The 23507-nt window shown below is 67.8% G+C and carries 18 protein-coding genes; 8 read left to right on the plus strand and 10 right to left on the minus strand.

Annotated features, from left to right (window positions below):
* Nucleotides 1-5: 5 nt before the first annotated feature.
* The 3 genes from ACLIVD_RS29495 (at nt 6) to atzF (ending at nt 6933) form a co-directional block, all read left to right on the plus strand.
* Nucleotides 6-1445, plus strand: coding sequence for a short-chain fatty acid transporter (locus ACLIVD_RS29495; protein ID WP_317570178.1), 1440 nt, complete (start codon nt 6-8; stop codon nt 1443-1445).
* A gap of 92 nt (nt 1446-1537) precedes the next feature.
* Entirely contained in the window at nt 1538-5188 is a 3651-nt protein-coding gene (gene uca, locus ACLIVD_RS29500) for an urea carboxylase (protein ID WP_283330978.1), read from the plus strand.
* A complete protein-coding gene (gene atzF, locus ACLIVD_RS29505) occupies nt 5188-6933 on the plus strand; it encodes an allophanate hydrolase (protein ID WP_283330977.1) in 1746 nt (581 codons plus the stop codon). The genes uca and atzF overlap by 1 nt, the downstream gene beginning before the upstream one ends.
* On the opposite strand, the gene ACLIVD_RS29510 is transcribed toward atzF, so the two are convergent.
* On the minus strand, nt 6930-7787 hold the full coding sequence (locus tag ACLIVD_RS29510) for an SDR family oxidoreductase (protein ID WP_477954912.1): 858 nt from the start codon (nt 7785-7787) through the stop codon (nt 6930-6932). The two genes, atzF and ACLIVD_RS29510, sit on opposite strands and share 4 nt — an antisense overlap.
* 123 nt (nt 7788-7910) lie before the next feature.
* Between ACLIVD_RS29510 and ACLIVD_RS29515 the strand changes: the two genes are divergently transcribed.
* A complete protein-coding gene (locus ACLIVD_RS29515) occupies nt 7911-8321 on the plus strand; it encodes a winged helix-turn-helix transcriptional regulator (protein WP_280779834.1) in 411 nt (136 codons plus the stop codon).
* Here ACLIVD_RS29515 and ACLIVD_RS29520 read toward each other — a convergent pair.
* Both ACLIVD_RS29520 and lpdA read right to left on the minus strand, forming a co-directional pair.
* Nucleotides 8314-8763 (minus strand): DUF5709 domain-containing protein, encoded by a 450-nt coding sequence (locus ACLIVD_RS29520; RefSeq protein ID WP_016882725.1) that lies wholly within the window; start codon nt 8761-8763, stop codon nt 8314-8316. The two genes, ACLIVD_RS29515 and ACLIVD_RS29520, sit on opposite strands and share 8 nt — an antisense overlap.
* Before the next feature lie 112 nt (nt 8764-8875).
* A complete protein-coding gene (gene lpdA / locus ACLIVD_RS29525) occupies nt 8876-10276 on the minus strand; it encodes a dihydrolipoyl dehydrogenase (protein WP_005251816.1) in 1401 nt (466 codons plus the stop codon).
* Between the two features lie 67 nt (nt 10277-10343).
* Here lpdA and ACLIVD_RS29530 point away from each other — a divergent pair, with 67 nt between their 5' ends.
* A complete protein-coding gene (locus ACLIVD_RS29530) occupies nt 10344-12422 on the plus strand; it encodes a prolyl oligopeptidase family serine peptidase (RefSeq protein ID WP_491932932.1) in 2079 nt (692 codons plus the stop codon).
* Nucleotides 12423-12461: 39 nt separating this feature from the next.
* Here the strand turns inward: ACLIVD_RS29530 and ACLIVD_RS29535 are convergent, their stop codons facing one another.
* Together ACLIVD_RS29535 and ACLIVD_RS29540 are read right to left on the minus strand one after the other, a co-directional pair.
* Nucleotides 12462-13295 carry an alpha/beta hydrolase family protein gene (locus tag ACLIVD_RS29535; RefSeq protein ID WP_241962240.1) on the minus strand — a complete coding sequence of 278 codons (834 nt, stop codon included), beginning with the start codon at nt 13293-13295 and terminating at the stop codon, nt 12462-12464.
* Nucleotides 13296-13368: 73 nt separating this feature from the next.
* A complete protein-coding gene (locus ACLIVD_RS29540; protein ID WP_283336530.1) occupies nt 13369-14412 on the minus strand; it encodes an alpha/beta hydrolase in 1044 nt (347 codons plus the stop codon).
* A 778-nt stretch (nt 14413-15190) separates the two neighbouring features.
* Here ACLIVD_RS29540 and ACLIVD_RS29545 point away from each other — a divergent pair.
* Nucleotides 15191-15397 carry a PspC domain-containing protein gene (locus tag ACLIVD_RS29545; protein ID WP_005251806.1) on the plus strand — a complete coding sequence of 69 codons (207 nt, stop codon included), beginning with the start codon at nt 15191-15193 and terminating at the stop codon, nt 15395-15397.
* Nucleotides 15398-15614: 217 nt separating this feature from the next.
* Here the strand turns inward: ACLIVD_RS29545 and groL are convergent, their stop codons facing one another.
* The 5 genes from groL to ACLIVD_RS29570 all read right to left on the minus strand — a co-directional run bounded on the left by groL (nt 15615) and on the right by ACLIVD_RS29570 (nt 20851).
* Nucleotides 15615-17240, minus strand: a complete 1626-nt coding sequence (gene groL / locus ACLIVD_RS29550) for a chaperonin GroEL (protein ID WP_005251801.1) — start codon at nt 17238-17240, stop codon at nt 15615-15617.
* Between the two features lie 229 nt (nt 17241-17469).
* Entirely contained in the window at nt 17470-18024 is a 555-nt protein-coding gene (locus tag ACLIVD_RS29555) for a DUF6764 family protein (RefSeq protein ID WP_283336529.1), read from the minus strand.
* A gap of 80 nt (nt 18025-18104) precedes the next feature.
* Nucleotides 18105-18884, minus strand: coding sequence for an HAD-IIA family hydrolase (locus ACLIVD_RS29560; RefSeq protein WP_317568346.1), 780 nt, complete (start codon nt 18882-18884; stop codon nt 18105-18107).
* Between the two features lie 59 nt (nt 18885-18943).
* Nucleotides 18944-19837 (minus strand): universal stress protein, encoded by an 894-nt coding sequence (locus ACLIVD_RS29565; protein WP_317568345.1) that lies wholly within the window; start codon nt 19835-19837, stop codon nt 18944-18946.
* A gap of 12 nt (nt 19838-19849) precedes the next feature.
* A complete protein-coding gene (locus ACLIVD_RS29570; RefSeq protein ID WP_317568362.1) occupies nt 19850-20851 on the minus strand; it encodes a zinc-binding alcohol dehydrogenase family protein in 1002 nt (333 codons plus the stop codon).
* Nucleotides 20852-20999: 148 nt separating this feature from the next.
* On the opposite strand from ACLIVD_RS29570, the gene ACLIVD_RS29575 reads away from it, so the two are divergent.
* Nucleotides 21000-22163 carry a helix-turn-helix domain-containing protein gene (locus ACLIVD_RS29575; protein ID WP_280779828.1) on the plus strand — a complete coding sequence of 388 codons (1164 nt, stop codon included), beginning with the start codon at nt 21000-21002 and terminating at the stop codon, nt 22161-22163.
* 85 nt (nt 22164-22248) lie between these two features.
* Entirely contained in the window at nt 22249-23505 is a 1257-nt protein-coding gene (locus ACLIVD_RS29580) for an NAD(P)/FAD-dependent oxidoreductase (RefSeq protein WP_491931072.1), read from the plus strand.
* Nucleotides 23506-23507 lie beyond the last annotated feature (2 nt).

The raw sequence follows: 23507 nt of genomic DNA on the forward strand, positions 1-23507 counted from the left end.
GCCGCATGACATCCGCTACCGAAGAAGTCCGTTCCGAGAAGGGACTGGCGCGGGTCGCGCAGTCGCTGGCCGGCTGGACGGAAAAATGGTTTCCGGACGCCTACGTCTTCGCGCTCGTCGGCGTCTTCGTCGTCTCGGTGGCCGCATTGGCCAACGGTTCGTCTCCGCAGACGGTCGTGGACGCGTTCGGTGACGGTTTCTGGGATCTGACGGCGTTCACCCTGCAGATGGCGATGGTGGTGCTGACCGGATACGTCGTCGCCACGTCCCCGCCGGTCGCCCGGCTGATCGATCGTCTGGCCATGGTGCCTCAGTCGGGGCGCACCGCAGTCAGTTTCGTCGCATTGCTGTCCATGTCGGTCTCCTTCCTGAACTGGGGGCTCAGTCTGGTGTTCGGCGGGCTGCTCGCCCGGGCGATCGCCCGCCGATCCGACCTGAGAGTGGATTACCGCGCGCTCGGCGCGGCGGCCTTCATGGGTCTGGGCGCCGTGTGGGCGCTCGGCATGTCCTCGTCCGCCGCGCAGCTCCAGGCCACCGCCGCGTCCCTGCCGCCCGCGCTGCTGGAGATCACCGGCGTCCTCGACTTCGGGACCACGATCTTCACCTGGCAGTCGCTGCTGATGTGCGTCATCATCATCGCCCTGACCGTGGTCATCGCCCACTTCTCCGCGCCGAGGGGTGCGGCCGTCACCACCGCCGAGGATCTGGACGTCGACCTCGACGACCGGCCGAAGGAGGTGGCACCCCGATCGCGACCGGGAGAGTGGCTCGAATACAGCCGGATCCTGCCGGCGCTGGCCGGTCTGATGACGCTGGGGTGGCTGATCTCCCAGCTGGTGACCAAACCCGTGCTCACCGTCGTCAGCAGCCTGAACGCCTACCTGCTGGTCTTCCTCATGCTGGGGCTGGTGCTGCACGGGACGCCGCGTAAGTTCCTGCAAGCCGTCGCGCTGGCCGTCCCCGCCACCGCAGGCATCCTGGTCCAGTTCCCGCTGTACGCCGCGATGGCCGCGATCCTGACGAAGGCCGAGGGCAGAAACGGCCTCACCATCTCCGAGCACTTGGCCGATTTCTTCACGAACATCGGCAGCGGCGGCGGCTTCACCGTCGTCATCGCCCTCTACACGGTCGTGCTGGGCCTCTTCGTGCCGTCCGGAGGCGGAAAATGGCTGGTCGAGGCGCCCTACGTCATGCAGTCGGCCACCGACGTCGGGATGAACCTGGGCTGGACGGTCCAGGTGTACAACGTCGCCGAGGCCCTGCCGAACCTGATCAACCCGTTCTTCATGCTGCCCCTCCTCGCGGTGCTGGGACTCAAGGCGCGCGACCTGGTGGGATTCACGTTCCTGCAGTTCATGTTCCACCTGCCGGTGGTCCTGCTCCTGGTGTGGCTGCTCGGAACGACATTCGAGTTCGTACCCCCGGTGCAGCCCTCCTCGCCGTGACCCCGAACCGCGCGGGCCGTGAGAGGTCTTACTAACCCACGCTTTACCTCGAGAAATCTCGGCGAAACACCCCGTCCTTAGCGTATACAACCATGTCCACAGGGATGAATACGCCGCCGATCGAGTACTCCTTCGACACTCTGCTCGTCGCGAACCGGGGCGAAATCGCCTGCCGCATCATGCGATCCGCGCACATCCTCGGACTGAAGACGGTCGCGGTGTACTCGGACGCCGATTCGGCGGCCGCGCACGTCGAGATGGCCGACGTCGCCGTCCGGCTGGGCCCGGCTCCCGCCCCCGAGTCGTATCTGCGGGCTGACGCCGTCGTCGAAGCCGCGCTGGCGACAGGCGCGGGCGCGATTCATCCCGGATACGGCTTCCTCTCGGAGAACGACACGTTCGCCGCGGCGGTCGAATCCGCCGGGATCGCGTTCGTCGGCCCCACCCCCGAACAGCTCCGCACGTTCGGGAACAAGCACACGGCGCGCGAGGCCGCCCGCGCCGTCGGCGTCCCGCTCGTCGCGGGCAGCGGGCTCCTCGACTCCGTCGACGCCGCCCTGTCCGCGGCCTCCGACGTCGGCTATCCGGTGATGATCAAAGCCGTCGGTGGCGGCGGCGGCATCGGGATGCAGGCGTGCTTCGACGCCGCCGAACTCCGCGAGGCCTACGACCGCGTCCAGCGCCTCGCCCAGGCCAACTTCTCCTCGTCCGGGGTGTTCCTCGAACGCTTCGTCGCCCGCGCCCGCCACATCGAGGTGCAGGTGTTCGGCGACGGACTCGGCCGCACGCTGAGCCTCGGCACCCGCGACTGCTCGCTACAGCGCCGCAACCAGAAGGTGGTCGAGGAGGCCCCGGCGCCCGGACTCTCCGACGACGTGGTGGAACAACTGCTCAGCTCGTCCCGCAGTCTCGCGTCGTCGGTGAACTACCGGTCCGCGGGAACCGTCGAGTTCGTCTACGACGTGGACCGCGGTGAGGCGTCGTTCCTCGAGATGAACACGCGACTGCAGGTCGAACACCCGGTGACCGAGGAAGTCACCGGGGTGGACCTCGTCGAGTGGATGCTGAGGCTCGCCCGCGGGGACGGTTCCATGCTCGATGGGCTGCCCGACTCCGGACCCGAGATCAGGGGAACCGCCGTCGAGGCCCGCATCTACGCCGAGGACCCTGGCCACGATTACCGTCCCAGCGCCGGACGACTCACCGGGGTCGAGTTCCCGGCTCACACGCGGGTCGAGACGTGGGTCGAGACGGGCACCGAGGTGAGTGCCTACTACGACCCGATGCTGGCGAAGGTGATCACCCGCGGGCACCGGCGCACGGCGGCGTTCGCCGCCCTCGCGGAGGCACTCGCCGACACGCACATTTACGGGGTCCAGACGAACCTGCCCCAGCTGCGGCGGATCTGCGTCGCCGACACGGTGCTGGGCGGCGAGCACACCACGCAGTCGCTGGCCGATCTGCGGCCGACCGGCCGACGCGTCGACGTGCTCCGCGCCGGGACGATGACCACCGTGCAGGATCACCCCGGCCGAATCGGACTGTGGGAGGTCGGTATTCCGCCGTCGGGACCGATGGACGACCTGTCGTTCCAGTTGGTCAACACCGCGGTCGGCAATCCGGTCGGCGCGCCGGGTCTCGAATGCACCCTGCAGGGGCCGCGCCTCGTGTTCTCGGACGCCACCGTGATCTGTGTGGGCGGTGCCGACACCCCGGTCACTCTCGACGGCGAACCGATCCCCTTGTGGGAACCGGTGGAAGCGCCGGCCGGCTCGGTCCTCGACGTCGGCACTCCGGCGGACACCGGCCTGCGCACGTACGTCGCGTTCCGGGGCGGCATCGACGCTCCGCTGTACCACGGCAGCGCGTCCACGTTCACGCTCGGCGGGTTCGGCGGCATCACCGGCAAGGCCGTCACCACCGGTGACGTGCTGGGACTCTTCGACGACTCGCTGTTCGAGAACACCACGGGTCTCGGCGCACCGCATCCCGTCCCGGAGGACTCGCGTCCCGAGTTCACGCACGTGTGGCATCTCGCCGTCACCGAGGGACCGCAGCCGGCGCCCGCCTACTTCACCGACTCCGACATGGCGCAGTTCTACGACACGACCTGGAAGGTCCAGACCCACGCGAACCGGACCGGCCTCCGACTCGACGGCCCCAAGCCGGTCTGGTCGAGGACCGACGGCGGCGACGCCGGGCTGCACCCGTCGAACCTGCACGACAACCCGTACAGCATCGGAGCGCTCAACGTCTCCGGCGACACCCCGATCCTGCTCGGCCCCGACGGACCGAGCCTCGGCGGCTTCGCGTGCCCCCTCACCGTGGTGAAGGCGCACCGGTGGAAGCTCGGGCAGATCAGGCCCGGCGACGAACTGCGATTCGTCGCCGTCTCCGACGACGGTGCGCACGTGCTGCGGGCCTCGGATTCGTCTCGCAGACTGGATCTTCCGCCCACCGCAACCCGCTCGGCGAACAGCGACGGCGGGGTCCTGCGCCGCATCGCGCCCGTGCTGGACCGACCGGAGGTCGTGTACCTGCGCGGCGGCGACGACAACATCCTCGTCGAGTACGGCGACCGGGAACTCGACCTCGGACTCCGCATGCGCGTCCACGCGCTGTCGGAAGCGCTGATCCGGCGTCGGGTCCCGGGCATCATCGACATCACTCCAGGTGTGCGCTCCCTGCACCTGCATTTCGACGCCGACGAACTTCCCGCCGGTCGGTTGCTGGACATCCTCCAGGACATCGAGGAACTGCTGCCCGCGACACACGATCTGGTGGTGCCGAGTCGCACGGTCCGGTTGCCGCTGTCGTTCGACGACCCGTCCATCGCCGAGGCCATCGACCGGTACCGCAACGGTGTCCGCGACGAGGCGCCGTGGCTGCCGTCGAACACCGAGTTCATCCGGCGCATCAACGGTTTGGACAGCGTCGACGACGTGCGCGACGCCGTGTTCGACGCCGAATACCTGGTGCTGGGGCTCGGCGACGTCTACCTCGGCGCACCACTGGCCGTGCCCCTCGACCCGCGGCACCGCCTGGTCACCACCAAATACAACCCGGCGCGCACGTGGACGCCGTCCGACGCGGTCGGGATCGGCGGCAAGTACCTGTGCGTCTACGGCATGGAGTCGCCCGGCGGTTACCAGTTGATCGGGCGCACCGTCCCGATCTGGTCCGGCTACCGGCAGCACCGCCCCTTCGACGAGGGCACACCGTGGATGTTCCGGTTCTTCGACCGCATCGTGTGGGAACCCGTCACCCCGGAGCAGCTGCGCGAATACCGCGAGCAGGCCGTCGCGGGGCGGTTCGACGCCGAGATCTCCGACGGCACGTTCGCGTTCGCCGACCACCTGAAGTTCCTGCGGGACAACGCCGAATCCATCGCCGAGTTCGACTCCCGGCAGTCCGCGGCGTTCGAGGCGGAGAAGTCCGCGTGGCGCGCGTCGGGCGAATTCGACCGCGTCGAGCAGGCGCCCGCACCCGAACCGTCGGCACGGGTCGACGTTCCGCCCGGGGCTGTCGTCGTCGAGGCTCCCATGGTCGGCAGCGTGTGGCGTGTCGAAGTCGAAGCCGGGCAACGCATCGAACCGGGCCAGAACGCCGTGGTACTCGAGGCGATGAAACTCGAGATGCCGGTTGCGTTCACCACGTCCGGAACAGTCCTCGAAGTCCTCGTGTCACCGGGCGCGATCGTCGAACCGGGCACCCCTCTCGTCGTGATTGGAGCAGAAAACTGATGACTGTCGATGCCGTGAACCGCGGACAGACCACCCTCTCCCCCATCGCCCGTGTCGAGGATGCCTTCCGGCGGATCGCCGAGGTGGACCGTCCGGAAGTGTGGATCACCCTCCGGCCCGCCGAGGACGTGCACGCCGATGCCCTTGCCGTGCAGGCCCGTCTCGACGCCGGCGAAAACCTCCCCCTGGCCGGGAAGGTTGTGGCAGTCAAGGACAACATCGACGTCGCGGGACTGCCGACGTCGGCAGCGTGCCCCGAGTTCGCCTACCTCCCCGACGTCACCGCGAGCGCTGTGCGCCGCCTCGTCGAGCAGGGCGCTGTGGTGCTGGGAAAGACGAACCTCGACCAGTTCGCGACCGGGCTGGTCGGGACACGCAGTCCGTACGGCGCCGTCCGGTGCTCGTGGGACCCCGAACGGGTGTCGGGCGGATCCAGCTCCGGTTCCGCCGTCGCCGTCGCCCTCGGCATCGCCGACATCGGAATCGGCACCGACACGGCAGGTTCCGGGCGGGTCCCGGCCGCGTTCAACGGTCTCGTCGGCATCAAGGCGACACTCGGCGTCATCCCCGCCGACGGCGTCGTTCCCGCCTGCGTCGACTACGACTGCGTCACCGTCTTCGCCACCGAACTCGACACGGCCGTGACCGCCGCCCGCATCATGTCGGGCCCGGCGAGCGCGGACCCGCGAAGCCGCGCGTGGCCGTCCGACGTCCGCCTGGCGGCGCCCGCGCAGCCGAGGGTCGCGATTCCCGCGGAACAGAATCTCGACCTGCTGACACCGGAGTACCGTGCGGCATTCGTCGCCACGGTGGGGTCGTTGGCGGACCGAGGTTTCTCCGTCGAGGCGATCGACATCTCCCCGCTCCTCGACGCCGCCCGCCTGCTGTACGACGGCGCCGTCGTCGCCGAGCGGTACACCGCTGTCGGGAAATTCCTCGACACCGCACCGGCGGGTGCCGATCCGGTGGTCACAGCCATCGTCGAGTCGGCGAGGAAGCCGGCGGGCCACGAGTTCGCCGCCGACCTCGACACGCTCACCCGCGTCAAGGCGCAGACGCGGGAACTGCTGGCCGGTTTCGACGGCCTCCTGCTGCCCACCACCACCGAACACCCGACCATCGCTGCCGTACAAGCCGATCCGATCGACATCAACCGGCGGATGGGCACCTACACGAACTTCTGCAACCTGCTCGATATGGCCGCCGTCGCGGTCCCGGGCGCCCCGACCGCCACCGGCGACCCGTTCGGTGTCATGTTCGTGGTGCCTGCGTTCGCCGACCAGGTGGCCGTGGACCTCGCGGCCCGTCTCGTCGGTGCACCGGCGCCCACCCTCGTCGCGGACGGTGTCGAACTCGCCGTGTTCGGAGCCCACCTGCGCGGACAGCCCCTGCATTTCCAGCTCGAGGACATCGGCGCACGGTTCGTGGACACCATCACCACCACGGACGCCTACCGGCTCACCGCGCTCGCCACGACACCGCCCAAGCCCGGCCTCGTCCGTCGCGGCCCCGGCGCGGGAGCGGCGATCGCCGGGGAACTGTTCCGGGTGTCGCCCGCCGGGCTGGGCGCCTTCCTCGCCGCACTGCCCGCCCCGATGGCGCTGACGAGCGTCGAATTGTCCGACGGCCGCGCCGTGGTCGGCTTCAGCTGCACCCACGACGCGGTCGACGGGGCCACGGATATCACCGAGTTCGGCAGTTGGGTTGCCTACACCCGTGAGTACTTATTAACCACGGGCGGTTAATAAGTACTCACGGCAAGGACGGCGGCGGCGCGAGTCGAGTTGCGCCCGATCAGCTTCTGCAGGTCGCCGCTCCCGGTGTCGAGGGCGCCGACCGCGACTCCCGCATCGGAGTCGGCGAGCATGCTCGCGATCGGTGCGGGCAGTCCGGCCCCCTCGAGCACCGCGGCGTACTCGGCCTGCGGAAGATCCTTGTACGACACCGACTTTCCGAGGACGGAGGAGATGACCTCCGCCAGTTCGCTGTACGTCAGGCGCTCGTCGCCACCGAGCTCGTACACCTTGCCTGCCTGCCCGTCGGCGAGGAGGACCGCGGCGGCGGCCTCGGCGTAGTCCTTGCGGGCGGCAGCGGCGACGACACCCGTTCCGGCACTGCCGAACAGCGCACCGGTCTCGGCCGCGGCGGGAATGCTGCCGAGGTAGTTCTCCCAGTACCAGCCGTTGCGGAGCAGCGCGAAGTCGATTCCGGACTGCGTCAGCCGGTCCTCCGTGGCGCGGTGTTCGACGGCCAATCCGATCGGGCTGTTCTGCGCGTCGAGGACGCTGGTGTACGCGACGAATCCGACCCCGGCGGTCTTCGCGGCGTCGATGACGTTGGTGTGCTGGGCAACCCGCTGACCGACCTCGCTGCCGGAGACGAGCAGCAGCTTGTCGACGCCGGCGAAGGCCGACTCGAGTGCGGCGCGATCACCGTACTCCGCCTGCCTGATCTCCACGCCCTTGTCGGCGAGGTCCGCGGCCTTGGCCGGGGTGCGGACGACGGCGACGATGTCGCCCGCGGGGGTGCCCTTGTCGAGCAGTGCCTCGACGACGAGTCGACCGAGGTGTCCGGTTGCTCCTGTGACGGCGATGGTCATGACGAACTCCTAGCGCATGAGGGGGCGAGTTGACTTTTCAAGCTCACTTTCCATCATGCACTAATTTTTCGTAAGTGCAAATGTTTCGGTAAGCACTTCCTTCATGTGGGGTAGGCTGGACGCATGTCCGAGCTCGCACAGCCAGCACAGGAAGCCGAGGACCCCACCCTCGAGGCCGACGTCTTTGCACGCAACTGCGCGTCGCGCGAGACCCTGCAGACCATCACCGGTCGCTGGGGGGTGCTCGCACTCGCGGCGCTGACCGAGGGGAACTACCGATTCAGCGCACTCCGCCGACGCGTCGACGGCGTCAGCGAGCGCATGCTGTCGCAGACGTTGCAGGCCCTCGAACGAGACGGCCTCGTCGTTCGCGAGGTGCTCGAGGCCATTCCACCCAAAGTCGAATACAGCCTGACACCGCTCGGCGCCGAGGTCGGTTCACGCCTCATCGGCCTGATCGAACTGGTCGAATCGCGCGTCCCCGACGTTCAGGCAGCACAGGAGAAGTACGACGCCGGACGCGGCGTCAGCTGAGTTCGTCGAGTTCGGTTTCCTCGTCGACGATGTGGACCGCGGCCTCTTCGGCCGACGCCGCTCCCCCGTCGATGCCGATGTCGGACGCCACGAGGTCCTTCTCCTCGTCCTCGCCCACACCCTCGTCCTCCGCGACGAGCCGGCCCGACCGCAGCCGCCCGACCTCGTTGTCGTCGAGGATCTCCGCGTTGTCGTCGTCTTCCAGAGCCGGGTCCGGCTCCTCCTCCGCGAGCCGCTGATCGAGGGTCTCACCCTCGCGCTGCTCGGCGGCCGTCGTCCCGTACGCGTCGAGCCCGAGCGGCCTCTCCGGAGGCGAATAGCCCTCGTCGAGAACGTCGTCCACACCTCGGTCGACCAACGTGTCTTCCGGCTGCAACTGGTCCTCTTCGTCCAGGCTGTACTCGCCCTCGGATCCTTCTGGCGTGCTGTCCGGCATGGTCATCTTCCCCACGATGCCACCGGAACGGACACTTCGCCATCGGATCGCGGAAGCAACCCGGTGAGAAACGAGAAGGGCCCGCACAGAGACTGTGCGGGCCCTCTCGGTGTTCGGGTCAGAAGTTGATCATGTGCCCGGCGAGACCGTGGATGGCCTCCTGCAGGGCTTCGCTGAGCGTCGGGTGCGTGTGCACGTTGCGGGCCAGCTCGTTGACCGTGAGGTCCCACTTCTGCGCGAGGGTCAGCTCGGGCAGCAGCTCGGAGACGTCGGGGCCGATGAGGTGTCCGCCGAGCAGTTCGCCGTACTTCTTGTCGGCGATCAGCTTGACGAAACCGGTCGGGTCACCGAGGCCGTGCGCCTTGCCGTTGGCGGTGAACGGGAACGTCGCGACCTTCACGTCGTACCCCTCGTCCTTGGCCTGCTGCTCGGTCAGACCGAAGCTCGCGACCTGCGGCTGGCAGAACGTGGCCCGCGGCATCATCCGGTAGTCCTCGATCGGCAGCGTCTCGACGCCGGCGATCGTCTCGGCGGCCACGACGCCCTGCGCCTCGGCGACATGCGCCAGCTGCAGCTTCATCGTGACGTCACCGATGGCGTAGATGTGCGGCACCGACGTCTGCATCGTGTCGGTGATGCCGATCGCACCACGATCGAGCTGCACGCCGGTCTTCTCGAGGCCGAAGCCCTCGACGCGGGGCGCGAATCCGACCGACTGCATCACCTTGTCGACCACGACGGTCTCGATGTCGCCGGACTTGTTGTTCTTGATCGAGACGGTGACCTTGCTGCCGTCGTCGTCGATGCTCTGGACGGCGGCACCGGTCTTGATCGTGACGCCGAGCTTCTTGTACTGCTTCTCGATCTCCTTGGAGACGTCCGCGTCCTCGTTGGGCAGCGCACGGTCGAGGAACTCGACGATCGTGACGTCCACTCCGTAGTTCTTCAGGACGTACCCGAACTCCATGCCGATCGCGCCGGCACCGACGATGAGGATCGACTCCGGGAGATCGCGGGTGAGGATCTGCTCCTCGTAGGTGACCACGTTCTCGCTGAGCGAGGTGCCCGGCAGCAGCTTGGTGGTGGAACCGGTGGCGATGATGGCGTTGTCGAACGTCACCGTCTCCGTCCCGCCCTTGGACAGCTCGACCGAGAGGGTGTTGGCGTCGGTGAACGACCCCTTGCCGTCGTACTCGGTGATCTTGTTCTTCTTCATCAAGAAGTGAACGCCCTTGACACGCCCGTCCGCGACCTTGCGGCTGCGGTCGTAGGCGGCGCCGAAATCGAAGGACGCCTCTCCCGAGATGCCGAACGTCTTGGCCTCTTTTGTGAAGAGATGCGCAAGTTCGGCATTGCGGAGAAGTGCCTTGGAGGGGATGCAGCCGACGTTCAGGCACACACCGCCCCAGTACTTCTGCTCGATGATGGCGGTGCTCAATCCCAGCTGTGCCGCGCGGATAGCAGCGACGTACCCACCGGGACCGGCTCCGAGGACAACGACGTCATAGTGTGAGGTCACGGTTGTTCAGGGTAGTCCCGTCCGGAATCGCTGTCTCCACGCGGTCGTATTACCCACGAGTAGCCTCATCTGTCACACCTTTGCCGCCGCGACCAGGCATGACACCGCCTGCAAGAATGGCGCCATGACGGATCCCTTCCTCTGGCTCGAAGATGTCACCGCGGACCGGTCACTCGACTGGGTGCGGGAGCGCAACGCCCGCACTCTCGCCGAGTACACCGAGACCGCCGAGTTCTCCGCGCTCGAGAGCCGGATCCTGGACGTGCTCGACACGGACGACCGGATCCCCTACGCCGGCATGCGCGGCGAGTACCTGTACAACTTCTGGCGCGACGGCGACCACAAGCGCGGCATCTGGCGGCGCACCACGCTCGAGCAGTACCGCACGGAGAACCCCGAGTGGGACGTCCTGCTCGACGTCGACGCCCTCGCCGAACGGGAGGGCGAGAACTGGGTATGGGCCGGGGCCAGCGTGCTGCGACCCGAGCAGTCGCGTGCCCTGCTGTCGTTCTCGCGTGGTGGCGCCGACGCGTCCGTGGTGCGCGAATTCGACATCGAGAAGCGCGAGTTCGTCGGCGGCGACCACGCATTCGACGTCCCCGAGGCGAAGACCAGCATCAGCTGGATCGACACGGACACCGTGTACGTCGGGACCGACTTCGGCGAAGGCTCGATGACCGATTCCGGCTACCCGAGAATCGCGAAGCGCTGGCATCGCGGCACCCCGCTCACCGAGGCGGTCACCGTCTTCGAGGGCGAGACCACCGACGTGTCCGTCGGCGCCTCGTACGACGACACACCCGGATACGAGCGGCACTTCGTCGGCCGGTCCATGGACTTCTACAATTCCGAGCGCTACCAGCTGCTCCCGGACGGCTCGAAGGTCCGGATCGACACACCCGACGACGCGGGCTCGTCCGTGTACCGCGACTGGCTGACCATCCGTCCGCGCACCGACTGGGACGTGGACGGCACCGTCTACCCGGCCGGGTCGCTGCTCGCCGCGAACTACGCCGACTTCCTCGCCGGGTCACGCGAGCTGACGCCACTGTTCACCCCGGACGAGCACACGTCCCTCGAGCAGGGAACGTGGACCCGGAACCACCTCCTCCTCGTGCGACTGTCGGACGTGCAGACCAAGCTGTCGGTGCTCACACCGAACGACACCGGGTGGGAGGAGAAGCCTCTCGACGGCGTACCGGAACTCACGGCGAGCGGGATCATCAGCACCGACCCCCGCAACAGCGACAGCTTCTTCGTCAACTCCAGCGGATTCACGACACCGGCGACACTGCTGTACGGCACGGTCGGCGGACCGCTCGAACCCGTCAAGCAGGCGCCGTCGTTCTTCGACGCGGACGGCATGTCGGTGGCGCAGCACTTCGCGGTGTCCGACGACGGAACCGAGATCCCCTACTTCGTAGTGCGCCGTGACGACGTCACCGGACCCTGCCCCACCATGCTGTACGGATACGGCGGCTTCGAGAATTCGATGGTCCCGGGCTACAGCGGTTCGGTCGGGTTCGCGTGGCTCGAACGCGGTGGCGCGTACGTGGTGGCGAACATCCGCGGCGGCGGCGAGTACGGCCCGTCGTGGCACACCCAGGCGGTGCGGGAGGGTCGCCACAAGGCGTTCGAGGACTTCGCCGCGGTCGCTCGCGACCTGGTGGCCCGGGGCATCACGACGTCGAAGCAGCTCGGGATCCAGGGCGGCAGCAACGGCGGGCTCCTCATGGGTGTCATGCTCACCCGCTACCCGGAACTGTTCGGGGCGATCGTGTGCCAGGTTCCGCTCCTCGACATGAAGCGGTACCACCTGCTGCTCGCCGGGGCGTCGTGGATGGCCGAGTACGGCGATCCGGACAACCCGGACGACTGGAAGTTCATCAGCGAGTACTCGCCGTATCAGAACACCGACGCGACCGCGGACTACCCGCCGATCCTCGTCACCACGTCCACCCGCGACGACCGCGTCCACCCCGGCCACGCCCGCAAGATGACGGCACTGCTCCAGGAGCAGGGCCACGAGGTCTGGTATTACGAGAACATCGAGGGCGGGCACGGCGGGGCCGCGGACAACGCACAGGCCGCATTCAAATCGGCGCTCACGTTCACGTTCCTGTGGGAGCAGCTCACCCGCCCGTGAGTACTTATTAACCGCGGGCGGTTAATAAGTACTCACGGATCAGGTGTGGTCGTGGATCCACTCGACGATCCGGTCGACGGTGCCGGCCGGGTCGCGGATCCAGCCGTTGTGGCCCAGCGGCTTCGGCTGGTGCCACAGCGTGACATCGGCGTTCGGGAGCTTCGCGAGGAGGTTTTTCGCCGAGGACTCCGGCGCCAGATCGTCTCCTTCGACGGTCACGGACAGCACCGGCAATTTCAGCCGGGCGATGCGTTCCTCGTAGTCGATGTCGGCGCCGTCGGGTTCGATCCTGCCGGTGCGGGCGAATCGCGACCAGTCGGTGATCAGCGCCTTCGACTGCCGCCCGAACCCGCCGATGTCGAGTTTGTCGCCGGGCCAGAACCCCGCCAGATTGGCCGTCATCGACATCGCCGCGGCGCCCACCAGCATCCGCGGGGCGTGTATCCCGGGGAATCCCCGGTGATACGGCGACCCGGACGCGACGAGCACGATCCCACCGAGCCGGCCGCGGATCCGGGCCGCGTACATCACACCGAGCTGACCCCCCATGCTATGTCCCAGCAGGAAGGGCGTCGCGGCGGGAAAACGCTCCCGCACCACCTCGAAGATCGCGGGGAAGTCGAGGGCCACCAGTTCGTGGTAGCCGTACGTGCTGGCGCTGCTCGGACGGGGACGACTGTCGCCCTGCCCGCGAAGCTCGCCGATCGCCGCGTTGAACCCTCGGGACACGAGCTCCTCGGCGAAGGGTTCGTAGTAGCCGGCGGGAATTCCCAGGCCGGGAAACACCACGATGACGGGGGCCTCGTCCGGGCCGGGAAACAGGCGAACCGGAGTGGTGGTTCCGTCGGGCATCTGGATCGGTACTGTCTCCACTTCGTCAGACTAGACGGCTCGACCCCCGCAGATCCGGGATCTGCGGGGGTCGAGTCTCATCCGAGACCGGTGTTTACAGGCCGATCGACGCAGCGAGCATCGGCCACGACTTGTGCAGGTCTTCTTCCCAGTAGGACCACGAATGCGTGCCGACGGGCCGGAAGTCGAACGTTGCGGGAATCTGCAGTTCGTTCAGCTTGTCCGCGAGGGCGTGGGTGCACTGGTTGGTGGCCGCCTCGATGGCGCCGCCGAGGAGGATCTGGTTGGCGAGCGTTCCGACGTCGCCGTTGATCCCGGGTCCGTTCAGCTGGTCGCCGGGCCCGGGCAGTCCGGATCCGTTGCTGACGTAGATGTCGAGTCCGCGCAGCTTCTCCGCGTTGACGTACGGGTCGTTGGCCGTCCAGCCGGGGCCGTCTTCCGGCCCCCACATGTTGGAGGTGTCGCCGCCGCCGCGGCCCTCGACGACCAGCTGTACGTACGTGCGGCCGGGGTCCGTGCTGGTCATCGCGCAGCCGCTGTAGGCGCCGACGCTCTCGTACAGGTCCGGAGCCGACTGTGCCAGGCTCAGCACCGAACTACCCGCCATCGAGATACCGGCGATCGAGTTGACGCCGTTGGTGCCGAGCGCGGAGTCGACGATCGGCGGAAGTTCCTGCGTGAGGAACGTCGTCCACTTGTTGTTGCCCAGTTCCGGGTCGGTCTGCTCCCAGTCCGTGTAGTAACTGAACGCGCCCTCCATGGGCGTGACCACGTTGACGTTCTTGTCAGCGAAGAAATCGACGACATCGGTCCTGGCCTGCCACGTGGCGGAGTCCTCGCCGCCGCCCGCCCCGTTGAGCAGGTACAGCGTGGGCCTCGGCTCGCTCGTGTCCGCGGGGGTGATGACCCGCAGCGGAATCTCCCGGTCCATGGAGGCCGAGTACACCTGCATGGTCAACTGCCGGTCGTCGATCTCGTCGGTGCTCACCAGGTGGGAACCATTGTCCGCGACGGTGGCGTCTCCGGTCGGATCGGCGGAAGCGGACGCCTGGACTCCGAGGCACGGAATCGCCGCCGTCAGGGCGACCGCGAGCGCAAGCCGCACCCCGTACCTACCCGCTGCAGTGCGGTTGACCATCGTTCTCCTTCGCTGCGACGTCACCTGCCCGACTCCGAAGAGGCGAGAGCTGGAGCCCACATGATGTCATGTGGGCTCCAGCTCTCGTCGAGAAGTGGGGTCGAAACGGGGGTGTCCCTATTCCGCGACGGACCCGATGAAGTCGATCAGTGTGGTGAGCGCTTCGAGCAGAGTCAGAAAGCTGTCGGACATAGTATTACTCCTTTTCGACGCAGTGGATTTCGAACTTCCCCCCGCGATCAGGGGCTCCGTCATTTGTACCCGAGTTTTCTCCTCGAATAAGCACAAAGTGGTAAACATTTGCGATCGTTGACTTAACGACGAACCCGCAAATCAGTACTGGCTACTTCTCAATTATCTGCAGAACATGCCTATCTAGCTGGGGATATGCGATGGATACGATCTCCGAATCCACGTTCTCGTAATCGAATAGCGACGGAACATACCTCACTGCATTGTTTCCGGACTTTTTCTTGTCGCCGCACTTGAATTCCCCCGCGGAGTAACGAGGCGTGAACGAATTCGAACATCCCTTCTTTGCCCCGGTGAGCGCATCGATTTGTCTCGAATCAGCAATTCGATGGCAAAAGTTTCTATTGTCACATCGAATTGACACAAAGTGTGGGATATCGAGTTTTTCGGCGCGGCGCGCCACGGGAGACGCCGAACCGACGTGCGGCCTCCGGCGGTATGGAGCGGGCACTCAGGGTCGAAGACCAGGGTCGAGATCGGGGAACATCCCGATGTGCCGGCAGATGCCGCCGAACAGAATGGACGCATGACATTCGACAGCAACACTCCCCGCCAGTTCACCCGTTCCGACAACCAGAAGATGCTCGCAGGCGTCTGCGGCGGCATCGCCGAATACTTCTCGGTGGACGTCAACCTCGTCCGACTGCTCACCGTGGTCGCCACGCTGGTCACCGGCGGCACCGCGGCCCTCGTCTACCTCGCCGCATGGATGCTGATGCCGGCCGGACACTGACACAGGCGGCAGCAGCCGAAAGCACTGTGGCCGTGGAACGAATCCACGGCCACAGCCGACATGAGATATACCGACGCGCACACGGGAAGGGGCGGGTCACCGACAAGAAAGAGCCCGGGACACCAGATGGTGTCCCGGGCTCTTTGAGCACTTCGTGCCCGTGAGTGGCGGGCGAGTCCGAGGACTCCTCAACCACTCACGGGAGGCGTAACCGCCTTTAGAAGTCCATACCGCCCATGCCGCCGGTCGGGTCGCCCACGGGCGCTCCGGCCTTCTCCGGCTTGTCGGCGACGACGGCCTCGGTCGTCAGGAACAGAGCCGCGATGGACGCTGCGTTCTGCAGCGCGGAGCGGGTGACCTTGACCGGGTCGTTGATGCCGGCTTCGAGCAGGTCGCCGTACTCGTTGGTCGAGGCGTTGAGGCCGTGACCTGCGGGCAGGTTGCGAACCTTCTCGGCAACGACGCCGGGCTCGAGGCCCGCGTTGAAGGCGATCTGCTTCAGCGGTGCTTCGAGGGCGACGCGAACGATGTTCGCACCGGTGGCCTCGTCACCTTCGAGCTTCAGGTCGTCGAGCGCGGGAGCCGACTGCAGCAGAGCCACGCCACCACCGGCGACGATGCCCTCTTCGACGGCAGCCTTGGCGTTACGCACGGCATCTTCGATGCGGTGCTTGCGCTCCTTGAGCTCCACCTCGGTGGCAGCGCCGGCCTTGATGACTGCAACGCCACCGGCCAGCTTGGCCAGGCGCTCCTGCAGCTTCTCGCGGTCGTAGTCGGAGTCGCTGTTCTCGATCTCGGCGCGGATCTGCGACACGCGACCGGCGATGGCCTCGGGGTCTCCCGCGCCTTCGACGATGGTGGTCTCGTCCTTGGTGATGACGACCTTGCGTGCCTGGCCGAGCAGCTCGAGTCCAGCGGTCTCCAGGGAGAGGCCGACCTCTTCGCTGATGACCTCGCCACCGGTGAGGATGGCGATGTCGGCGAGCTGAGCCTTGCGACGGTCACCGAAGCCGGGAGCCTTGACGGCCACGGACTTGAAGGTGCCACGGATCTTGTTGACCACCAGGGTGGACAGGGCTTCGCCCTCGACGTCCTCGGCGATGATGACCAACGGCTTGCCGGACTGGATGACCTTCTCCAGCAGCGGCAGCAGGTCCTTGACCGTGGAGATCTTGGAGCTCACGAGCAGGATGTACGCGTCCTCGAGGACGGCTTCCTGACGCTCCGGGTCGGTGGCGAAGTACGCCGAGATGTAGCCCTTGTCGAAGCGCATACCCTCGGTGAGCTCGAGCTGCAGGCCGAAGGTGTTGGACTCCTCGACCGTGATGACGCCTTCCTTGCCGACCTTGTCCATGGCCTCGGCGATGAGCTCGCCGATGGACGGGTCGCCTGCGGAGATACCAGCGGTAGCAGCGATCTGCTCCTTGGTGTCGATCTCCTTGGCGGTCTCGAGCAGACGCACGGTGACGGCCTCGACGGCCTTCTCGATGCCGCGCTTCAGACCCAGCGGGTTGGCGCCGGCAGCGACATTGCGGAGACCCTCACGGACGAGAGCCTGGGCGAGAACGGTAGCGGTGGTGGTTCCGTCGCCGGCGACGTCGTCAGTCTTCTTGGCGACCTCCTTGACCAGCTCGGCACCGATCTTCTCGTAGGGGTCCTCGAGCTCGATCTCCTTGGCGATGGAAACACCATCGTTGGTGATCGTGGGGGCGCCCCACTTCTTCTCGAGCACGACGTTGCGACCCTTGGGGCCCAACGTCACCTTGACTGCGTCGGCGAGGGCGTTGAGTCCCCGCTCGAGGCCGCGACGGGCCTCTTCGTCGAACGCGATGATCTTGGCCATTGCGAAGTGATCCTCCGGATTGGGGGTGACACACAAGGCGACCGCTAGTCGGGTCGCCTCATTTACGCCTTCGGCCGAGTTCGGTGCCCGCGACGGACGACCAGGGGTGTCTTTGGTTCCCGGTCTCACCGTCCCGACCTGGCACTCACGCGTCGTGAGTGCCAAGTGCATTTTTAGCACTCGAACAGGGTGAGTGCAAGGTCGGGACGGAACCGGTGAGCCCGGGCGATCAGCGCATCGCGCAGACCTGGCCGGTGTTCACGTTGAACGCGAGGGACAGGGCACCGACGCAGTCGACGCCGTTCGCGTCGGCAGTCGCGCCCGAACCCCAGCCGGCGATCGCGACGGTGGTGGTGCCGTCGGCCGCACCGGAGCGAGCGATGCCGCCGCCGAGCGCGAGCGCGTAGGCCTGACCCGAGCCGGTCGACGCACCGAGCGACGTTCCGTATCCATTGGCGTACGTGGTGGCGCCGCTGCGTCCGTTGGCGACACTCACCGCGGTGCCGCTGTCCGCGGCCATCGCGTGGGCGACGCCGGCCTCGGACGCCTTGGCGCCGCAACTCGCGGTGTCCGACACCTGGACGTCGTTGGCCGACGGCGGGGAGACACAGTTGACGGGGGCGGCACCGGCGACGCCTGCACCAGCCACCGAGATTCCCGCCGCGACGCCCAGACCCACGGCCATCGCCGCTCCCACACGTGCCAGCCGTCGGCCGAACAGAGACGAGATACGAGTACGAGATGCCGAGGCGGTCGAGGTGACGGGCGTGGAGACAGCGAGCATGGAAGCTCCTTCTGGGAACGACGAATTGGAGGATTCGCCGCGAGAGTACCCGCTCACGGCCGGTTAGTCCCGGACCGCGGTCAGGCGAGTTCGTCGAGGAGCTTCGGCAGCTGCGCGACCGAGTCGACGACGTGGTCCGGTCGCTGCGGGGCGAGGTCCAGAATCGACTGGCGGAACTTGCCCGTCCGCACCAGCACGCCGGTCAGTCCCACCCGCTGTGCGGCCAGGACGTCATTCGTCAGGTCGTCACCGACCATGACCGTCACGTCCGGTTCCGTGCCCATCAGATCGGTGGCGGTGAGGAACGCCGCGAGCGACGGCTTGCCCACCGAGACGACGTTGGTTCCCGCGACCTCCTCCATGCCGGGGAGGTAGGTGCCCGTGTCGATGCGCAGCCCGTCATGGGTGGCCCATGTGGTGCCCCGGTGCATCGCGACGACGGGGACGCCGTCGAGCATCAGCCCGACCACGCGGCTCAGAGCGTCGTGGGTGAATTCCGGCCCGGCGCCACCGAGGATCACCACCTCGGGGTCCTCGTCGTCCAGTTCGATCCCGGACAGATCGGCTGTGATGTCGCCGCTGTTGAGGACCCAGGCCCGCGACCCAGGGTAGGTCGACCGGACGTATTCGGCGGTGAGCCGGGCCGCCGTGACGATCTCTCCGGAGTCGGCCTCGATGCCCGCCGACCGCAGGGCGTCGGCGATCTCGTCGCACGTCCGGGACGTCGTGTTGGTGAGGTAGGCGCACGCGAGTCCGCGCTCGCGCACCTCCCGCACCGCGGCGACGGCACCGTCGATCGGATGCCACGAAGTAACCAGCACCCCGTCGATATCGAGCAGGACACCCTCGACCCCAGCCATGACAGGAGCCTATCCGCGCGGCTCGGACGGTGTCACTGCCGAGCCCGGCTCGGACGGTGTCACTGCCGAGCCCGGCAGACGAGGACGGGGCAGGGTGCGTGGTGCACCAGATTCTGGCTGACGGATCCGAGCAGGGCACCCATCACTTTGCCCCGGCCGTGGCTTCCGACCACCAGCAGTTGCGCCGTCGTCGCGTGCCGCAGGAGGACGTCGGCGGACACCCCCTGTGTCGTCACCTCGTTCACCGGCACGTCCGGGTACTCGTCCCGGATGCCGGCGAGGCATTCGGACACGATGGCCTTCTCCCCTTCCTCGTAGGCGGTCCAGTCCACGTACTTCGACGCATGGGCGAGGCCGTGCTGCTTCTCGCCACTCCACGCGTGCACCACGTCCAGACCGACGCCGAACGCGGACGCGAGCGCGAAAGCCTCCTCGACGGCCTTCTCGCTGACCTGGCTGCCGTCGACGCCGACGACGATCGGGCGGGTGTCCGGTGAGGCCGTCGTGGACGCTCCCCGGACGACCGCGACCGGGCTGTGCGCGTGGTTGACCGTCCGGAGCACCGTGGACCCGAGGAGGTAGTCGGTGACCGCGCCGGCGCCCTGCGCGCCGAGCGCCACTATCCGCGCCGCCCTCGACAACTCGATCAGGTGGGACGCCGCCGTCCCGGATCGGACGTCGCGCTCGACGGCGAGTCCGGGGTGGTCCTGCAGGACGGCGGCGGTGGTGGCGTCGAGCATCGAGTTGCCGTCCTCGCGCAGTTCCTGGATGAACTGGGCGTCGATCATCATCGCGGTGCCGTTGTAGAACGTGGCCTCGTCCGGGTAGGTGTGGGCGAGCAGGAGTGGGGCGTCGAGCCGGACCGCCGTGCCCGCGGCCCAGCGCGCCGCGTCGAGCGCGGCGCGTGAACCATCGATACCGACGACCACGGGCGCCCCTGCATGTTCGCTCATATCTCTCTCCCTCTACGGCTCGAGAACTGCTGCACCGCTGAACTTTCCGCCGGCCAGGTCGCGCAGGGCCCGGTCGGCGCGGTCGAGTGGGTACGGGTGGATGTCGATACTCAGCCGGTGTTCCGCTGCGATGCGCAGGAATTCGACGGAATCCGAACGGGTATTGGCGGTGACGCTGCGGATCTGCCGTTCCCGGAACAGATGCCTCTGGTACTCGAGCGCGGGAATGTCGGTGAGGTGGATCCCCGCGACGGCGAGGGTGCCGCCGTCGGCGAGCGCCTCCATCGCGACGGGCACCAGATCGCCGACCGGCGCGAACAGAATCGCGGAGTCGAGGGGTTCGGGCGGCACGTCGCGCACACCCTGCACGGACGTCGCCCCGAGTCGCTGCGCCAGCGCACGGGCCTCCGCCCCACGCGTCATGACGTGCACGCGGGCGCCGCGGATCGACGCGACCTGGGCGGTGAGGTGCGCGCTGCCGCCGAACCCGTAGAGGCCCAGTGCGCCGCCGTCGGGGACCGCGGCACGTTCGAGTGCGCGGTAGCCGATGATCCCGGCGCACAGCAGGGGTGCGAGTTCGGTGTCCGAGTAGCCCTCCGGCAGGTGCAGCGCGTAGTCGGCCGGGACCGTTCCGAATTCGGCGTATCCGCCGTCCGCATCCCAACCCGTGTACTGCGACTGCCTGCACAGGTTCTCCGCGCCGCGCAGGCAGGCCGCGCAACGTCCGCAGGTGTGACGCAGCCAGGCGATTCCCACCCGGTCGCCGACAGCGAAGGAACCCGACACCGAATCACCCAGTGCGGCAACCTCCCCCACCACCTCGTGGCCGGGAATCACCCGGGGCCGGTGCACGGGCAGATCCCCTTCGGTCACGTGCAGGTCGGTGCGGCACACTCCGCACGCCAGCACCTTCACGAGAAGTTCGCCCGGTCCCGGCCCGGGAACGGTCTCGCGTCCGAGTTCCAGCGGGTGGCCCGCGACGGGGCCCGGCGCGACCACGCGCCACGCGGCCATCGTTCCGGTTCCGCCCTGCGCCGCCGCCATACCCCCCACAATGCCCGTGTGGGGTGGCCACCGCCAGGACCCGGAGGCCCGTGTCTCGAGGACACGGTGTCGCGGCGAAGACCGGGCCGGACCGTTCCCGGCAACTAGGCTCCCAGACATGGACCTGCGCGGTGAAGACCTGTTCACGGTGGCGGGGTCGCTGGCCGAGCTGATCGGTGCGCCGATCACGATCGAGGACGAGAACTCGACGGTTCTGGCCTATTCGAGCGGCGAGCAGGCCGTGGACCAAGCCCGCATCGAGACCATTCTGGGACGGCAGGTGCCCGGGAAGTACCGGCAACTCCTCGCGGACGCCGGTGTCTTCGAGCGCCTGCATCGCGACACCGACGTCTTCTACGTGGACATGCGGATGCCGAACATGACTCCCCGCGCGGTGATCGCGGTGCGGGACGCGGGACGGTCGGTCGGGTCCATTTGGGCGGCGATGACGTCCGCCCCCACTCCGGAACAGGAATCGATCCTGCGGTCCGCGGTGCCGGTTGTCGCCGAACACATCGCGGCGGAGCGCGAGCGGGTGGACGTGACGCGCCGGATGCAGGTGGATCGGGTGCGTGCGCTGATCAACGGCGGCGAGCCCGCCTTCCGCGCCGCCGACGACCTCCGGCTGGAGGGAAGGCTGACCGTCGCGGCGGCCGCCCCGGTCGCGATCGGGCGCTCGCTGCCATCCGGTTTGCTCGCTTCCCTCGGCCTGTACCTCGACACGTTGGCGGTCGATTCGGTCGCCGCCCAGCTCGACGACGTCATCTATGTGGTCATCGCCGCGTCGGAGAAGGACGTCCGGCGCCTCGCCGAGAATTTCCTCGGTCGCGCCCGCAGCGGGGCGGCGTTCGTGGTCGCCGTCGGACGCGAAGTGACCACGGCCAGCCAGGCTCACCTGTCGCGAGGGGACGCCGACCGGGTTCTCACCGTCCTGCAGCACGCCCGGTCCGGCGGTGTCGTCGGGACGATGCGGGACAGTCTCGCGTCCGTGCTGGCGTTGCGTGTGGCAGACATCTTCGACGGCCTCGGCGAGCTCACCCCACTCGCCGCGCTCACCCGGCACGACGAGCAGCACGGGACCGATCTCGTGGCTACGGCCCGCGCCTTCCTCGCCTACGGCGGCGACGTCGCCGATGCGGCCGCCGCGCTGCACGTGCACCCCAACACGCTGAGGAACCGGCTGCGACGCTGCGTCGATTCGTGCGACGTGGACCTGTCCGACGCGGACACCCGGCTCATCCTGATGTTGCATCTGAAGCTGACGGGACTGCGGGGCATGTGACCCCTGGCCGATTGCACAGGGGGCACTGTCGGGGACTGGCCGAACGGCTACTCCCCCGGCGCCGTCGCCGACCCATGATGGAGTCATGAGCACAGTGCAGCGCCCTGACCACGTCGCGATCGTCGGAGCAGGCGTCGTCGGATTGTCCACGGCGTGGTTCCTCCAGGAGCGCGGCGTGCGCGTCACGGTCGTCGATCGTGAGAGTGTCGCGTCGGACGCGTCCTGGGGCAACGCGGGTTGGCTCGCACCGGCATTGACGCTGCCGCTGCCCGAGCCCGCCGTGTTGAAGTACGGTCTGCGCGCAATGCTGAATCCGTCGTCGCCGGTCTACGTTCCCTTCACGACCGATCTGCGCCTGGTGCGTTTCCTCGTCGGCTTCGCCCGGCACTGCACGCCCTCCCGGTGGGAGGACGCGATGAAGGTGTACGCCGAGGTCAACCGGATCTCCCTGAGCTCCTACGACGAACTCGCGGACGGCGGCGTGCGGGAGCACACGCATCTCGCCGACCCGTTCCTCACCGCGTTCAAGTCGGACGAGGACCGCGAAGCGCTCGTCGACGAGTTCCGTCACGTCGAGGCCGCGGGCGGCGAGGTCGAGTACGACCGCGTCGACAGGGACGAGATCCACTCTCTCGAGCCGAGTCTCGGCAATGGCGTGCACTCCGGTCTGAGGCTGCGCAACCAGCGCTTCATCGACCCGCCGCGCTTCGTGCACTCACTCGCCGACGCCGTCCGGGCCCGTGGCGGCGACATCAGGTCCGGTTTCGACGTGGCCGCTGTGCAGGATCGGGGACAGTCCGGGGTCAGCCTGGCCTCGGCCACCGGCGACGCGGTCGCCGCCGATGCCGTCGTCATCGCCAGCGGCGCACGCCTCAATGCTCTCGCCCGCCCGTTCGGTGTCCGCGCCCTGGTGCAGGCCGGCCGCGGCTACAGCTTCAGCGTCCAGCCCGAGCAGATGCCGAAGAACCCGATCTACTTCCCCACGCAGCGAGTGGCGTGCACCCCGCTGCACGACCGTTTCCGTGTCGCCGGGATGATGGAATTCCGCAGTCCCGACGCGCCTCTCGACCCGCGTCGGGTCCGGGCGATCATCGAGGCCGCGACTCCCATGTTCACCGGCATCGACTGGGAATCGCGTCAGGAGGAGTGGGTCGGATCCCGGCCCTGCACCACCGACGGACTTCCGCTCGTCGGCGCCACCCGCTCCCCCCGCGTGCACGTGGCGGGCGGTCACGGAATGTGGGGCATCGCCCTGGGCCCGCTCACCGGGCGCATGATGGCCGACTCCATGACCGGCGGCGAGGTTCCCGGCGTCATGCGGCATTTCGACCCGCTGCGCTGAGC

The organism is Rhodococcus sp. G6(2025), assembly GCF_058628105.1.

Bases quoted from the DNA above. Each gene is read 5' to 3' on its own strand.
- ACLIVD_RS29515 (WP_280779834.1), top strand. From the start codon at position 7,911: ATGTCCGAGCTCGCACAGCCAGCACAGGAAGCCGAGGACCCCACCCTC.
- ACLIVD_RS29580 (WP_491931072.1), top strand. From the start codon at position 22,249: ATGAGCACAGTGCAGCGCCCTGACCACGTCGCGATCGTCGGAGCAGGC.
- ACLIVD_RS29565 (WP_317568345.1), bottom strand. From the start codon at position 19,837: ATGAGCGAACATGCAGGGGCGCCCGTGGTCGTCGGTATCGATGGTTCA.
- ACLIVD_RS29545 (WP_005251806.1), top strand. From the start codon at position 15,191: ATGACATTCGACAGCAACACTCCCCGCCAGTTCACCCGTTCCGACAAC.
- groL (WP_005251801.1), bottom strand. From the start codon at position 17,240: ATGGCCAAGATCATCGCGTTCGACGAAGAGGCCCGTCGCGGCCTCGAG.
- ACLIVD_RS29510 (WP_477954912.1), bottom strand. From the start codon at position 7,787: ATGACCATCGCCGTCACAGGAGCAACCGGACACCTCGGTCGACTCGTC.
- ACLIVD_RS29495 (WP_317570178.1), top strand. From the start codon at position 6: ATGACATCCGCTACCGAAGAAGTCCGTTCCGAGAAGGGACTGGCGCGG.
- atzF (WP_283330977.1), top strand. From the start codon at position 5,188: ATGACTGTCGATGCCGTGAACCGCGGACAGACCACCCTCTCCCCCATC.
- ACLIVD_RS29560 (WP_317568346.1), bottom strand. From the start codon at position 18,884: ATGGCTGGGGTCGAGGGTGTCCTGCTCGATATCGACGGGGTGCTGGTT.
- ACLIVD_RS29570 (WP_317568362.1), bottom strand. From the start codon at position 20,851: ATGGCCGCGTGGCGCGTGGTCGCGCCGGGCCCCGTCGCGGGCCACCCG.
- uca (WP_283330978.1), top strand. From the start codon at position 1,538: ATGTCCACAGGGATGAATACGCCGCCGATCGAGTACTCCTTCGACACT.
- ACLIVD_RS29540 (WP_283336530.1), bottom strand. From the start codon at position 14,412: ATGGTCAACCGCACTGCAGCGGGTAGGTACGGGGTGCGGCTTGCGCTC.
- ACLIVD_RS29575 (WP_280779828.1), top strand. From the start codon at position 21,000: ATGGACCTGCGCGGTGAAGACCTGTTCACGGTGGCGGGGTCGCTGGCC.
- ACLIVD_RS29555 (WP_283336529.1), bottom strand. From the start codon at position 18,024: ATGCTCGCTGTCTCCACGCCCGTCACCTCGACCGCCTCGGCATCTCGT.
- ACLIVD_RS29520 (WP_016882725.1), bottom strand. From the start codon at position 8,763: ATGACCATGCCGGACAGCACGCCAGAAGGATCCGAGGGCGAGTACAGC.